The sequence below is a fragment of the Thermomonas sp. genome (assembly GCF_025993755.1).
In the GTDB taxonomy this organism is placed as follows: Bacteria; Pseudomonadota; Gammaproteobacteria; order Xanthomonadales; family Xanthomonadaceae; genus Thermomonas.
The window spans coordinates 1-13,382 of the sequence record NZ_JAMQHN010000135.1; the positions used below are offsets into that span (position 1 = coordinate 1).

Sequence of the window (13,382 nt, forward strand, 5' to 3'; positions counted from 1 at the left end):
CGAGGGCGTCAGGTCGAACTGCCGGCTTGCCTCCGCCACCGTCGTCTTGCCCTGGATGATCTCCAGCACCAGCGCCGACTTTCGCCGGGCTGTCCATAGTTTGATCTCTTCGTCCATCACTTGGCTCATCGTGCTCTCCTTGGAAAGGTAGCACCTGAGCAGGAAATTACTGGGTCATTACACCCCCCACGTGCATGAGGGTGTTCCCGTTAAGGTTCCAAAATCCATCACGCGGCGTTATTGTTGCCTCGCCCGGGCCGGGTAGACTCGCGTCAGGTAGCCGAGAGGGGCGTCAGTCCCTTAGTGTTGGTTCGAATCCAGCCCCCGGCCTGGGTCTCATGCCTTCCCCACGAAATCAAGAACACCCACAATTTCACGCATGCCGTAGCGGCATCCCGGGCGTCCTGCGTTACCTCGCGCGATTAGCATCGCGAGCTGACTCGGACAAACCTATCGCCCACGCGCCAGGTGTCCTCTGCGGAAACACCGGCACGATTCTCCATTTCCCTCAATGCGAACAGCGCCAAAAAAAACCAGGGCCGGCTTGCGCGCGGCCCTGGCAGAGGCGATCGACGTCAGGCAATGACCCGACGTCGGTGAAGCATTACTGCACCTGGATGCTGCCCTGCATCAGGGTCATGTGGCCCGGGAAGCTGCAGAAGAACTTGTAGGGGCCGCCGTCCTTGATCTTCGCCACGTCGAAGGTGACCGAGGTGGATTCGCCACCGCCGATGACCTTGGTGTGGGCGATCACGCGGGCGTCGTCGGCCTTGACGTGATCCGGCGTCACGCCGGCGCCGTCCTGGTCGATGCCTTCCATGTCGGACTGGGCGGCGATGACGACGTTATGGCCCATGACGTTGGCGCCCATGGTGCCGACGTGCTTGAGGTTGATGGTGAACTGGGCGCAACTGGCCGGCACGGTGATCGAGTCGGCGTTGTACTGCATCTGGTCGTTGGCCTCGATGGTCGTGGCGCAGTTTTCGACCACGGCCGGCTTGCTGGCGGCTGCGGCTTCCGGCGCCGCTTCAGCCGGTGCGGCATCGGCCGGAGCGGCTTCGGCTGCGGGGGCGGCGTCGGCTGCGGGAGCAGCGGTGTCGGCGGCCGGTGCGGGCGACTGGCCACCACAGGCGGACAGGGCCAGCGCCACGGCGCTGGTGAGGAGAATCTGGCGGAACTTCATTGGGAGTACTCCGTTGATATGTTGAACCGGCCCGATCCGGGCCAGCGCGGATATTGTCCGAGGCGGTTTGTTAAGGCCGCATTGACTTGGCTCAAGCGCATTCAGTTTTGTGGAGCGCGGCGCTGTCGCGCCGTTCAGTCGTGCGCGATCCGCAGTGCAGCTGCGGCGGTCATCGGCGCCAGGGGCAATGCCAGCGCCAGCCCGGCGCCCAGCAGCAGCAGTGCGCCGTTGGCGTCCAGGCCTTGGGCGTGGGCGGCCACCGCGCCGGCGCCGAACACCAGCACCGGAACGTACAAGGGCAGGGCGAGCAGGGCCAGCAGGATGCCGGCGCGCCGCATGCCGACGGTGAGCGCGGCCACCACCGCGCCCAGCAGACTCAGGATCGGCGTGCCCAGCAGCAGCGAAAGCATCAGGATCGGCAGCTGTGCATGCGGCAGGTAGAGCAGTTCGCCCAGCAGCGGAACGATGACGATGACCGGCAGCGCGGTGGTCAGCCAGTGCATCAGCGTGCGAACCAGCACCAGCCACCACAGCGGCACCGGGGCCAGCATCCACTGCTCCAGCGAGCCGTCTTCCATGTCGCCGCGGAACAGACCGTCCAGCGCCAGCAGGCCGGCCAGCAACACCGCCAGCCACAGCACGGCGGCGGCCACCGGCGCCAGAGCCCGGGCTTCGCCGCCCAGGCCCAGCGCGAACAGCACCACCGTCAGCAGCGCGAACAATGCCGGCTGCAGGGCGTCGCCGCGTCGCGCCCAGAGCAATTGCGCATCGCGGAGCATCAGGGCGCGGGCGGCCTGCAGCATCATCCGGCGGGCCTGGACAGTTCGAGCAGTCGGGTACGCACCGGCGGCGCCGCGTAGGCGCCGTGGGTGGTGATCAGCGCCGCGCCGCCTTCCCCGAGGTGGGCCTCGACCATGCGGTTGACCAGCCGGATCCCTTCCAGATCGAGGTTGGCGTAGGGCTCGTCGAGCAGCCACAGCGGAGCGGGCGACAGCCACAGGCGAGCCAGTCCGAGGCGCTTCTTCTGGCCTGCCGACAGGGTGCGCAGCGGTGCGTCCTCGAAGCCGCCCAGCCCGACCAAAGCCAGCGCCGCTTCCTGTGCCAGACCCTTGCGCTGGCCGTGCAGCCCGCACAGGCAGCGCAGGTTCTGCAGGGCGCTCAGGTCGGCCTTCAGCCCGGGCAGATGGCCGAGATAGGCGATCTGCCGGGCGCGCAAGGCGGGGTCGGCGGTGGCGTCCCGCAGCGTGATCGTCCCGGCGCCGGCGCGCAGCAGTCCGGCCAGCACCCGCAGCAGCGTGGTCTTGCCGGCCCCGTTGGCACCCTGCACCAGCAGCGCTTCGCCGTGGCCGACGGAAAAATCCAGCGGGCCGAATACCGGGACCTCGTCGCGTGAGAACGCGAGGCCGTGCGCGGCGAGCAGGGGCGGGGCGGCGGAAGAATCGCTCATCGGCCGTGGATTCTACCGGCATGCGTCGTCCCGACATGCCATGTGGCGGCAATGGGCAAGGCACGCGCGGGATCGGGTGCGTGCGGGTGCGGTGGACAGGCGCACCATCGATGGGCCTGGCAACGCCGGCTTGACCAGCGTTGCCTTAGACTCGGGCCGGGCCCAACGGAATGTGCGCATGCAGGTCGAAACCAAACTGCCGAAGGTCGGCACCACGATTTTCACCGTGATGTCCCAGCTTGCGGTCGAACACGGCGCGGTCAATCTAGGCCAGGGCTTTCCGGATTTTCCGCCGCCGTCCCGGTTGGTCGATGCGCTGGCGCAGGCGATGCAGGCGGGGCACAACCAGTACGCGCCGATGAGCGGAATCCCGGCGCTGCGGCGGGCCATCGCCGACAAGACCGAACGCTGCTACGGCTGGCGGCCGGATGTCGATGCCGAGATCACCGTCACCAGCGGCGCGACCGAAGCCATCTTCGATGTGGTCCACGCGGTGGCGCGGCCGGGTGACGAGGTCATCGTGCTTGACCCCTGCTACGACTGCTACGAACCGGCCATCGACCTAGCCGGTGCGACCGCGGTTCACGTCGCGCTGGATCCAGCGACTTTCGCTCCCGACTGGGAGGCGGTGCGCCGCGCGATCACGCCCAGAACCCGGCTGCTGATGATCAACAGCCCGCACAACCCGTCCGGGGCCATGCTCGGCGCCTCCGACCTGGCGACCTTGGACGGCCTGCTGCGCGACACCGGCATCTTCCTGCTCAGCGACGAGGTGTACGAGCACATCGTCTATGACGGTGCCCGCCATGAATCGGTGCTGCGCTATCCGGCGCTGCGGCAGCGCGCCTTCGTGATATCGAGTTTCGGCAAGACCTACCACTGCACCGGCTGGAAGATCGGCTACTGCATCGCGCCGCCGGCGCTGTCGGCCGAGTTCCGCAAGGTTCACCAGTACAACGTGTTCTGCACGTTCGCGCCTGCCCAGCACGCGTTTGCCGACATGCTGGCCAACGCACCGGAGCATTACGAAACCCTGGGTGCGTTCTACGAGGAGAAACGCAACCGTTTCCGCGCCCAGCTGGCGAAGACGCGGTTCCGGCCGCTGCCGGTGCCGGGCGGCTATTTCCAGCTGGTCGATTATTCTGCGGTCAGCGATCTTCCGGATCTGGAATTCGCCCGCTGGCTCACCGTGGAACACGGGGTCACCGGCATTCCGCTGTCGCCGTTCTACGCCGAGCCGCCGGCCGGCCAGCGCCTGCTGCGGCTGTGCTTTGCCAAGAGCGAGGCCACCATGGATGCTGCCATCGAACGACTGGAGAAGCTGTAGCGAAGTCTTCGGGAGGCCATTTTGCATACCGAAAAAACGATCGCCCTGTTGCTTGCCGTGCTGTTGACGGGCGCTGCGGCATTATTGGGCTGGCGGGCGCTGCAGGCGCGGGGGCTGTCGGAGGCCAAACCGGTGACAACGAAGCAACTGGACGATCTGTATTTCGGCATGGGCTGCTTCTGGGGCGCCGAGAAGCGCCTGCGCGCGGTGCCGGGCGTGGCGGAAGTGGAAGTCGGTTATGCCGGCGGCGATGCGGCGCGGGTGGGGTATCGCGACGTGCTCCACGAGGAGGAACTGATCCGCGCCGGCCGCAGCCACGCGCGCAACCACGTCGAGGTGGTGCGGGTGCGCTATGACGCCAATCGCACCGAACCGATGGGAATCCTGGCTGCGTTCTGGGAAGGGCACGACCCGACCCAGGTGGACGGACAGGGCAACGACATCGGCAGCAACTACCGCAGCGCGATCTACTACACGACGCCCGAGCAGAAGGTGCTGGCCGAACAGAGCCGCGACGTCTACCAGCGCGCCCTGACCGCGGCCGGCTTCGGCAGGATCACCACCGAAATCCTGCCGCTGCGCAACTACAACCGCGCCGAAGAGTCGCATCAGGATTACCTGCTGAAAAATCCGGACGGCTATTGCGGGCTGGGCGGCACCGGCGTGGCGTACACGCTGGATGCGGCGGTGCCCGAGGCGGTGCGGCTGAATGGCGCAGCGCTGGCGCGGGCGGCGCAGCTGGTCGTCTATGAAGCGGACGATTGCCCCTACTGCGAGCGTTTCGATGCGGACGTGCTGCGCGACTGGAAGGCGGCCGTTCCCTTCGTGCAGACCCGCGCTCCGCTGCCGCCCGCCGGCTGGTCGCTGGCCGGCCCGCTGCTGGGCACGCCCACGGTCGTGCTGTTCCGCGATGGCGCGGAGGTGGCGCGCAAGACCGGCTATGGCGGCGACCCCAAGGCGTTCTGGCGCTGGCTGGGCGCGCAGCTGCTCACGCCCGAGCAGCAGCGCATCGCCTTTGAGGCCGGGACGGAGCTTCCCGGCACCGGCGCACACCTGTCCGAACATCGCCCCGGCACCTATTTCGATCCGGTCAGCGGCAGGCCGCTGTTCCGCAGCGACGCCAAGTTCGACAGCAGCTGCGGCTGGCCGAGCTTCTTCGAGCCGATGGCCGGCGCGCTGGAATTCCTGCCCGACGACAGCCACGGCATGCACCGCGTCGAAGTCCGCAGCGCCAGTTCCGGCATCCACCTCGGCCATGTCTTCGACGACGGTCCGCCGCCGACCGGCAAGCGCTACTGCATCAACGGCAATGTCCTGAAGTTCGTTCCCGATCCTGCCGCGGCCTGAGATTTCGCGGCCCTCGGCTTCCGTTCCCGGAGCTCCAATGCAAGATCTTCGCGTTTCCATCGTCCAGGGTGAAACCCGCTGGCACGACCCCGAAGCCAACCGCGACTACTACGGTGGGTTGATTGCGCCGCTGCGCGGTGAGACCGACCTCGTGGTGCTGCCGGAAACCTTCACCAGCGGCTTTTCCAACGAGGCCATCGGCAGCGCCGAGGACATGGACGGGCCGACCGTGGCCTGGCTGCGCGCGCAGGCGCAGACGCTGGGCGCGGCGGTCGCCGGCAGCGTGCAGTTGCGCGACGGCGAGGGCGTGTTCAACCGGCTGCTGTTCGCGACCCCAGACGGGCGGATCGCCCATTACGACAAGCGTCACCTGTTTTCATTCGCGCGCGAGAACGAACGCTACGCGCCGGGACGCGACCGCGTGGTGGTGGCATGGAAAGGCTGGCGCGTCCTGCTGCAGGTCTGCTACGACCTGCGCTTTCCGGTGTTCTCGCGCAACCGCTTCGATGCGGAACAGACCGGACAGGCCGACTACGATCTTGCGCTGTACGTGGCCAACTGGCCTTCGGCGCGCGCCTATCCGTGGAAGACCCTGCTGCGCGCGCGGGCGATCGAGAACCTGTGCTACGTGATCGGCGTGAACCGCGTCGGCACCGACGGCAACGGCCTGCACTATTCCGGCGACAGCGCGGTGGTGGATTTTCTCGGCCATCCGCTGCTGGACGCCGGCGACGCCGAAGGCGTGGGCACCACGACGTTGCAGGCTGGGGAACTGCTGGCCCACCGCGAGCGCTTCCCGGCGCTGCGCGATGCCGACGGCTTCGCCGTTGTCGAAGGCCACCTGCTGGCTGGCGACACGTTCTGACTCGCGGCGTGGGCGTGTTGTCCATCGCCGCGTATCGAACCGGAAGAGGCCGATCGTGACCGCGACGTTCGGCGTGGTGATGCCGCTGTTCGAGGCGGCGGAGTATGTCCGTGAAGCGGTGGCCGCCATTGCCGCTGCCGATGGCATCGACCGGCTGGAACAGGTCATCGTGGTCGATGACGCTTCCACCGACGACGGTGGCGCGCGCGCCCGCCAGGCGCTGGCCGATTTCGGGCTGCCCGGCGCGGTGTTGCGCCAGCCGCGCAACCTCGGTGCCTGTGCGGCGCGGGCGCGCGGCTTTGCGCTGGCGCGCAGTCCGCTGATCGCCTGCGTCGATGCCGACGATCTGTGCGCGCCGGGGCGCTTCGTCGATGCGCTGGAACGGCTGGGCGACCCGAAGGTGCAGATGGTCGGCGGGGATCTGGTGATGTTTCCCGATCCGCGGCATCCGCCGGCCCACGCCGCGCTGCCGTTTTCCAGCGACCACCGTATCCGCATGCCAACGCGGGGTGAGGAGATTGCCGCGTCGCTGGTTTTCCATTGTCCGGTCTATGCCAGCACCAGCACCTTCCGACGCGCGGCGCTGGAGGCCATCATCCTGCCGGACGTGCGCCTCGGCGAGGACTGGCTGCTGGTTCACCGCATCGTGCAGGCGTTCGGCGTGCAGGCGGTGGCCAATACCGGCAGCGTGCTGATGCGTTATCGACGCCACGCCGGCCAGCTCACCGGCAATGCGTTCCTCGACAATTCCGGCGTGCTGGGCGTGTGGCGGGAAATCCTGCAGCAGGCGCTGGGCATCGACGCCAGCGCCGCCGAACTGGAGCTGCACGCGAAGTTCTCCCCGCCCAGCGGCATCCCCAAAGCCAGCGCTGCCGAATTCGAGCGCTGGCGCGCGTGGAGCGCCAGACTCCGGGCGGCGGCGGTGGCCAGGAACTACGTGCCCGAGTCCCTGGCCCGGCATCTGGATGCCATCGAGCACGCCATCGCACCAGATGCGATGGCGCGGAACTGAGCCGTCGCGCCGCGCTGCGAGGATCAGTCGGACAGCGGCGCGAAGCGCGCCGTGAAGTGGCGCAGCTGCCTGGGCTCGTGGACGATCCGGTAGCCGCGCAGCGCCTTCGCGTTGGCGCCGACCTGCTGGCAGACCTCGATCACGTAGTCGATATGACTTTGCGTGTAGGTACGGCGCGGGATCGCCAGCCGCACCAGATCCAGCGCCGCCGGCGTTTCGCTGCCGTCGGGATGGCGGCCGAACATGACCGTACCGATTTCGCAGCCGCGGATGCCGCCGGCCTCGTACAGCGCGACCGCCAGCGCCTGCCCGGGATATTGCAGCGGCGGGATGTGCGGCAGCAGCGCGCGCGCGTCGAGATAGACGGCATGGCCGCCGATCGGCTTGACCACCGGGATGCCGGACGCCAGCAGCGCCTCGCCCAGATAGGCGGTGGAGCGGATGCGGTAGCGAAGGTAGTCGTGGTCGACCACTTCCTTCAGGCCCTGCGCCAGCGCTTCCAGATCGCGCCCGGCCAGCCCGCCGTAGGTCGGAAAGCCCTCGGTCAGGATCAGCAGGTTGCGGCACTGCTCGGCGATGGCGTCGTCGTTGAGCGCCAGCCAGCCGCCGATGTTGCCCATCGGATCCTTCTTGGCGCTCATGGTCATGCCATCGGCCAGCGAGGCCATCTCGCGGACGATGTCGGCGACCTCGCGATCCTGCTGGCCGGGTTCGCGCTGGCGGATGAACCAGGCGTTCTCGGCAAAACGGCAGGCGTCGAGGAACAGCGGCACGCCGTGCTTTTTGCAGGTCGCGGAGACCTCGCGCAGGTTGCCCAGGCTGACCGGCTGGCCGCCGCCGGAATTGTTGGTGAGCGTCATCATCACCACCGGCACCTTGCCGGCGTTCTCGCGCAGGTAGGCATCCAGCGCGGCGATGTCCATGTTGCCCTTGAACGGATGGTACGCCGACGGGTCGCGGCCTTCGGCGATCACCAGGTCCGAGGCCTGCGCGCCGGTGTATTCGATGTTGGCGCGGGTGGTGTCGAAATGGGTGTTGCTGGGGATGGTCTTCCCGATGCCGCCGAGCACGGTGAACAGGATTTTTTCCGCGGCGCGCCCCTGGTGGGTCGGAATCACGTGCTTGTAAGGAAACAGCGTCTGCACGGCGTTGCGGAAGATGTCGAACGACGGACTGCCGGCGTAGGACTCGTCGCCGTGCTGGATCGCCGCCCACTGGTCGCGGCTCATCGCGCCGGTGCCGGAATCGGTCAGCAGGTCGATCAGCACGTCTTCGGAATGCAGGTTGAACAGGTTGTAGCCGGCCTCGGCCACCGCCTCGCGGCGGTGTTCGGGCGTTGTCATCTTCAGCGGCGCGACCGACTGGATGCGAAAGGGTTCGATGATGGTGCGAAATTCCACGACGGTCTCCGGAAACGACGGCGGCCGCCAGCTGCGGCCGCGGGCAATGATGCAAACAGGTGAGGGCCGTTTGTCAAATCGCGGGCTGTCCTGCGTCAATGGCTGCGGACGCTGATATGCCTAGAATGCGCACATGCACGGACATGGCGAATACAAGGTGCCGGGCGGCAAGCTGGTGGTGGCCGACGTGGCCATCGCGGGCGGGCGTCTGGTCGATGTGGCGGTGAGCGGGGATTTCTTCCTCGAACCGGATTTCGCACTGGCTGCGATCAACGCCGCCTTGCAGGGCCAGTCGATCGGGCTGGAGCAGGAGGCGCTGGCCGGCATCGTCCGGCGCTGCCTGCCGGTCGGTACCCGCATGTTCGGGGTGGATGCGGACGGTTTCGCCGTCGCCGTGCGCCGCGCCATCGACAACGGAGGAATCGCGTGAGCGCGAGCTGGAACGATTTCGACTGGCGGCTGATCCACGACGGACCGCAGTCGCCGGCGCTGCACATGGCGCTGGACGAGGTGATCACCGATGAGGTGGCCGCCGGCCGCCGGCCGCCGACCCTGCGGGTGTGGGAGTGGGCGTCCTCGGCGGTGGTGATCGGACGCTTCCAGTCGCTGCGCAACGAGGTCGATCCCGAGGGCGCCAGGCGCCACGGCATCGAAGTGGTGCGCCGGATCACCGGCGGCGGCGCGATGTTCATTGAACCCGGCAACACCATCACCTACTCGCTGTCGGCGCCGGAATCGCTGGTGGCGGGCCTGTCGTTCGAGCAGTCGTATGCCTTCATGGACGCCTGGGTGCTTGACGCGCTGCGCTCGCTGGGCATCGAGGCCTGGTACCAGCCGCTCAACGACATTGCCTCCAAGGCTGGAAAAATCGCCGGTGCCGCCCAGATGCGGCGCGGCAAGGCGGTGCTGCACCACGTCACCATGGCCTACGACATCGACGCCGACAAGATGCTGCAGGTGCTGCGCATCGGCCGCGAAAAACTCTCCGACAAGGCCACCCAGAGCGCCAACAAGCGCGTCGACCCGCTGCGCAGCCAGACCGGCCTGCCGCGCGAGGCGGTCATCGCCCGCATGGTCGACACTTTCCGCCAGGCCCACGGCCTGCGTGACGACGCGGTGCGCGAAGACGCGATGGCGCGTGCAAGGCAGTTGGTCCAGGAAAAATTCGGCACGACGACCTGGACGGGAATTGTGGCGTAGGGGTGCATGCGCACCGCCAGACAGAAACAAGTTGCCGCCCTGCACGATGTGTTTACGATCAGTACCCGCCGATGAGCGGGTTGCCCGGGAGCCATATCCGTGCCACGAACCGGCCGTCCTCGGTGCCGGTATCGATTCGGCCGTGGCCGCCGGTCAGCGCGATGATTCGCTCGCGTGCGGAGCTCAGGCCGATGGCGTGGCCGCTGCCGGCGGCACCATCGGCGGGCAGGTCGTTGCGGATCAGGATCTCCACGCCGTCCGCCGAGCGGTGGGCCTCCACGTCCACGCGGCCGCCGCCGGGGAGTTGCTCGATGCCGTGGCGGATGGCGTTTTCCGCCAGCGGCTGGATCGACAGCGAAGGCACCGTGATGTCGGGAAGATCGTCGGCCAGTTTCCAGTCCAGCCGCAGCCGTGGGCCGAAGCGCAGCGCCTCGATTTCGAGATAGCGGTGGGTCAATGCCAACTCTTCGGCCAGCGGAATCTGGCGAGGGCCACGCAGGGCGCTGCGGAACAGGTCGGCCAGGTCCAGGAGCACCCGCTCGGCTTCGTCCGGATGCTGGTGCACCAGCGCCGCGCCGGTGTTGAGGGTGTTGAACAGGAAGTGCGGGCGAATGCGCGCCTGCAGCGCTTCCAGTTCCAGCTGCTTGGCGCGGATCGCCAGCTGCCGCGACTGCCAGTAGTTCTGGTAGGTCAGCAGACCCACCAGCCCAACCACCAGGGCGATTCCCAGCATTCGCAGCACGAAGCGCATCCGGCTGACGTCGGGCGCGCCACCCATGGCCATCACGCTCCATGCCGCCGCGGCAACCAGCAGGCTCATTCCGAGCAGCAGCATCAGGCAGACCCAGGCCAGCCGCAGCGGCGGCAGCCGGCCCAGCGGGCGCCGCAACAGGTACAAGGCGCACAGCGTTCCGATCGCGACCCATTGCACGCACAGCGAGGCCAGTCCGAAATGCACCAGCCGGTCCGCGTTCTGCGCGGGCGCCAGCGCGATGATGGCGGCCAGCGCTTCGCCGCCCAGCACCACGCTCAACAGCGCCGGAGGGCGCCAGAGGGCGGCGAGGGGATTGGCGGACGCGTTCACGATCGAAGTGCCGGTTCGTCAGGGGGCGTGTGAAGGGATTGAACCACGCGGCGATCGTTCGTGGGACGTGCGGCGTTCAGGGAGTCAGCAGCGGCGCAAGTCGCGGTTCGAGCAGGGTGCGCCGCCAGCCGGCCAGGGCGCCGCTCCAGTCGCCGCCGTCGAGCAGGGGTTCGAGCATCCGCCTCGACGCAAGCACGCCTTCGGGCAGTTGCAGCTCGGCGGACAGCGCCACGACGGCCTCCTGAAGTGCGCGCAGGCGCTTGCGGTCGGGTTCGTCGTCGTGGGCCAGCGGCGCGAGGGTTTCATCGGCCAGCGGCTGGGTCAGCGCCTTCCAGAGGGCATCGCGCAGGCCGCGCGGTGCCTTGGTGGCGGCATCCAGCAGCGCGTCGAAGGCATTGCGATCGGCGGGGTTACGGCGGGCGAGGCCGACCGCCAGTTCGTTGTCGAGGATCCAGCCGCGCGGGCGGTCGCTGGCGCGCGCTTGCGCCTCGCGCCAGCGCAGCAGGCGCAGCAGACGGCGCTGGCTTTCGGCATCGAGGAAACGCGCGCTGCGCAGGCCGAGATGCGGCCAGGGATCGGGGTCCGGATCGGCGGCGGCGGTCAGCTGGCGCAGGCTGTCTTCGGCAAGCCAGTCGCTTCGTCCCAGCGCATCCAGCCGCCCTTCGAGCTGCGCGTGCAGGGCATGCAGGTGGCGCACGTCGTCGGCGGCGTAGTCGAGTTGGGCGGGAGACAGCGGACGCCGCAGCCAGTCGGAACGGGTCTCGCCCTTGGCCAGTGCGATCCCGGTGAGCGCCTGCACCAGCTTCTGGTAGCTCAGCCCCCCGCCGATTCCGGCCAGCGCGGCGGCGGCCTGGGTATCGAACAGCGGCGCGGGCAGGGCGCCGCAGGCGTGCTGGAAGGCGACCAGGTCTTCGCTCGGACTGTGCATCAGCTTCAGCACGCCCGGGTCGGTCAGCAGCGGAAGAAGCGCCGCGCCCATGCCTTCGATGCGGGCATCGACCAGCAGGATTTCGCCGGCTTCGGTTGGCGCGCCGGCCTGCCCCAGCGCGATCTGCACCAACGCCAGTTGCGGCCAATAGGTGCGTTCCCGGATGAATTCGGTGTCCAGGGCGACCGTTGCGGTCGAATTCGCGAGGCGCTCGCGCAGGGCGTCGGGGGTGTCGATCCATTGCGTCATCCGCCCATTATGCGGGCGATGCAGTTGCCGAGGGCTGGCCCATGCCCTAACGTCACACGGTGCACCTTGCGGTGCGTTTTCGATGGAGTGATCGTTTGCGCATCCGCGTGCCGTTGATTGCGATGTTCGCGCTGGTGGCAGCCTGCGGTCGCGGTCCGGCGCCGCAGGCACGATCGGCGACCGCGTCCGCGGCCGCGCCACCGCAGGTCGTGGCGGCACCGACGACGCGCGGTGACGGCGAGGTCAGCATCCAGGGCGACGATGCGCTGGCCGGCGTGCTCAGCTGGTCCCTGCCGGAAGTGAAGATCGAAGACCCGGCGCGGGCGCGCCAGACGGCACGACGGGCGCTGGCCAACGGCGATCTGTTCGAAACCGACCGCTCGGCCATTCCGCTGTTGCTGGCGCTGCGCAAACGGGAGCCGGACAACGCCGACGACGCGGCGCTGCTGGCCAAGGCGCGCAGCGCGCTGCTGGCGCAGGCCGATTCCGCATTGACCGCCAGCGAAGATCCCGCCTCGCTGGGATTCGCACAGCGCATGGGCACGGTGCTGCGGTTGCTGTGGCCCGGCGAAGGCGATGTCCAGGAATACCTCGGGAGGTTGGGCCACGCCGAGCGTGCGTTCGACCTGATCGCCCGCGGCTATGTCCTGCTGGGCGCCGGGCGACTGGACGATCCGGGCGGGGCGCTGGCGACTTTCCGTGCGGCGCAGGCGCTGTGGCCGGGGCAGGTGAACGCGGGGCAGGGCATGGCCGCGATCGAGGCGGTGCTGATCGCGCGGGCCCAGACGCAGGCGCTGGCGGGCGATTTCGACGCGGCCAACGCGACGCTGGAACGCGCCCGGCGGGTCCGCAACGATGCACGGTCGCTGGCGGTGGCCACTGCACGCGTCGAAGCGGCGCGGGTCGACACTCTTCGCCGGCTGGGCGATGCCGGCATGATCGCGCTGGCCGATCCTGCGGGCTTGCAGTTCGCGCGCGAGCGCTTGGTCGACATGCTGCGGATCGCCCGTCCCGGCGATCGCGCCACGTCCGTCCTGCGCGAGCGGATCGACACGGTCAGTCATTACGGCCTGTTCTATCCGGGCGAGGTGTTCAGCGACGCAATGCCGGACGGCAGTCGCGGTCCCTCGCTGATCGTGCTTGCCCGCGGCGGCTTCATGATGGGCGCCGCGGCGAACGAGCCGGGCGCTTCGGCGGACGAACAGCCGCAGCACCGGGTCGAGTTCGATCGTGGTTTTGCGATGACGCGCCACGAGATCACGGTGGGCGAATTCCGCCGCTTCGTGCAGGCGACGAGGTATCAGACCCGCGCCAGCCAGCGCGGCCATTCGATGATCTAC

General features: G+C 68.4%; 13 protein-coding genes, 1 tRNA gene and 1 pseudogene. 8 read left to right on the forward strand and 7 right to left on the reverse strand.

What is annotated here, in order from left to right; translation table 11 throughout:
* Positions 1-129, reverse strand: a pseudogene (locus Q0X16_RS13300) (DUF1153 domain-containing protein); the annotation flags it as partial.
* Between the two features lie 126 nt (positions 130-255).
* On the opposite strand from Q0X16_RS13300, the gene Q0X16_RS09700 reads away from it, so the two are divergent.
* Positions 256-331: transfer RNA gene (locus tag Q0X16_RS09700), tRNA-OTHER, on the forward strand.
* 273 nt (positions 332-604) lie between these two features.
* Here the strand turns inward: Q0X16_RS09700 and azu are convergent.
* The 3 genes from azu to ccmA all read right to left on the reverse strand — a co-directional run bounded on the left by azu (position 605) and on the right by ccmA (position 2,630).
* Positions 605-1,183 (reverse strand): azurin, encoded by a 579-nt coding sequence (gene azu / locus Q0X16_RS09705; protein ID WP_297833539.1) that lies wholly within the window; start codon positions 1,181-1,183, stop codon positions 605-607.
* A gap of 134 nt (positions 1,184-1,317) precedes the next feature.
* Positions 1,318-1,989: a heme exporter protein CcmB gene (gene ccmB / locus Q0X16_RS09710; protein WP_297833541.1), complete on the reverse strand. Its 672-nt coding sequence runs from the start codon at positions 1,987-1,989 to the stop codon at positions 1,318-1,320.
* Positions 1,986-2,630 (reverse strand): heme ABC exporter ATP-binding protein CcmA, encoded by a 645-nt coding sequence (ccmA, locus tag Q0X16_RS09715; RefSeq protein WP_297833543.1) that lies wholly within the window; start codon positions 2,628-2,630, stop codon positions 1,986-1,988. Before ccmA ends, ccmB begins: the two co-directional genes overlap by 4 nt.
* A 178-nt stretch (positions 2,631-2,808) precedes the next feature.
* Here ccmA and Q0X16_RS09720 point away from each other — a divergent pair, with 178 nt between their 5' ends.
* Genes Q0X16_RS09720 through Q0X16_RS09735 form a run of 4 tightly spaced genes read left to right on the forward strand, consistent with a single transcriptional unit; the run spans position 2,809 to position 7,181 of the window.
* Positions 2,809-3,957, forward strand: a complete 1,149-nt coding sequence (locus Q0X16_RS09720) for a pyridoxal phosphate-dependent aminotransferase (RefSeq protein WP_297833545.1) — start codon at positions 2,809-2,811, stop codon at positions 3,955-3,957.
* 21 nt (positions 3,958-3,978) lie between these two features.
* Complete coding sequence (msrA, locus tag Q0X16_RS09725; protein WP_297833548.1) at positions 3,979-5,304, forward strand: peptide-methionine (S)-S-oxide reductase MsrA; 1,326 nt, start codon at positions 3,979-3,981, stop codon at positions 5,302-5,304.
* Between the two features lie 37 nt (positions 5,305-5,341).
* Positions 5,342-6,169, forward strand: coding sequence for an amidohydrolase (locus Q0X16_RS09730; RefSeq protein ID WP_297833550.1), 828 nt, complete (start codon positions 5,342-5,344; stop codon positions 6,167-6,169).
* 55 nt (positions 6,170-6,224) lie between these two features.
* A complete protein-coding gene (locus tag Q0X16_RS09735; protein WP_297833552.1) occupies positions 6,225-7,181 on the forward strand; it encodes a glycosyltransferase family 2 protein in 957 nt (318 codons plus the stop codon).
* Positions 7,182-7,204: 23 nt separating this feature from the next.
* Here the strand turns inward: Q0X16_RS09735 and Q0X16_RS09740 are convergent, their stop codons facing one another.
* Positions 7,205-8,581, reverse strand: coding sequence for a tryptophanase (locus tag Q0X16_RS09740; protein ID WP_297833554.1), 1,377 nt, complete (start codon positions 8,579-8,581; stop codon positions 7,205-7,207).
* Between the two features lie 133 nt (positions 8,582-8,714).
* On the opposite strand from Q0X16_RS09740, the gene Q0X16_RS09745 reads away from it, so the two are divergent.
* Complete coding sequence (locus Q0X16_RS09745) at positions 8,715-9,011, forward strand: biotin--protein ligase (RefSeq protein ID WP_297833556.1); 297 nt, start codon at positions 8,715-8,717, stop codon at positions 9,009-9,011.
* Positions 9,008-9,781 (forward strand): biotin/lipoate A/B protein ligase family protein, encoded by a 774-nt coding sequence (locus tag Q0X16_RS09750; protein WP_297833558.1) that lies wholly within the window; start codon positions 9,008-9,010, stop codon positions 9,779-9,781. Before Q0X16_RS09745 ends, Q0X16_RS09750 begins: the two co-directional genes overlap by 4 nt.
* A gap of 58 nt (positions 9,782-9,839) precedes the next feature.
* On the opposite strand, the gene Q0X16_RS09755 is transcribed toward Q0X16_RS09750, so the two are convergent.
* Positions 9,840-10,865, reverse strand: a complete 1,026-nt coding sequence (locus tag Q0X16_RS09755; protein WP_297833559.1) for a histidine kinase — start codon at positions 10,863-10,865, stop codon at positions 9,840-9,842.
* Positions 10,866-10,941: 76 nt separating this feature from the next.
* Complete coding sequence (gene rnd, locus Q0X16_RS09760) at positions 10,942-12,042, reverse strand: ribonuclease D (RefSeq protein WP_297833560.1); 1,101 nt, start codon at positions 12,040-12,042, stop codon at positions 10,942-10,944.
* 107 nt (positions 12,043-12,149) lie between these two features.
* Between rnd and Q0X16_RS09765 the strand changes: the two genes are divergently transcribed.
* A partial coding sequence (locus Q0X16_RS09765) for an SUMF1/EgtB/PvdO family nonheme iron enzyme (RefSeq protein ID WP_297833561.1) occupies positions 12,150-13,382 on the forward strand: 1,233 nt, incomplete at its 3' end.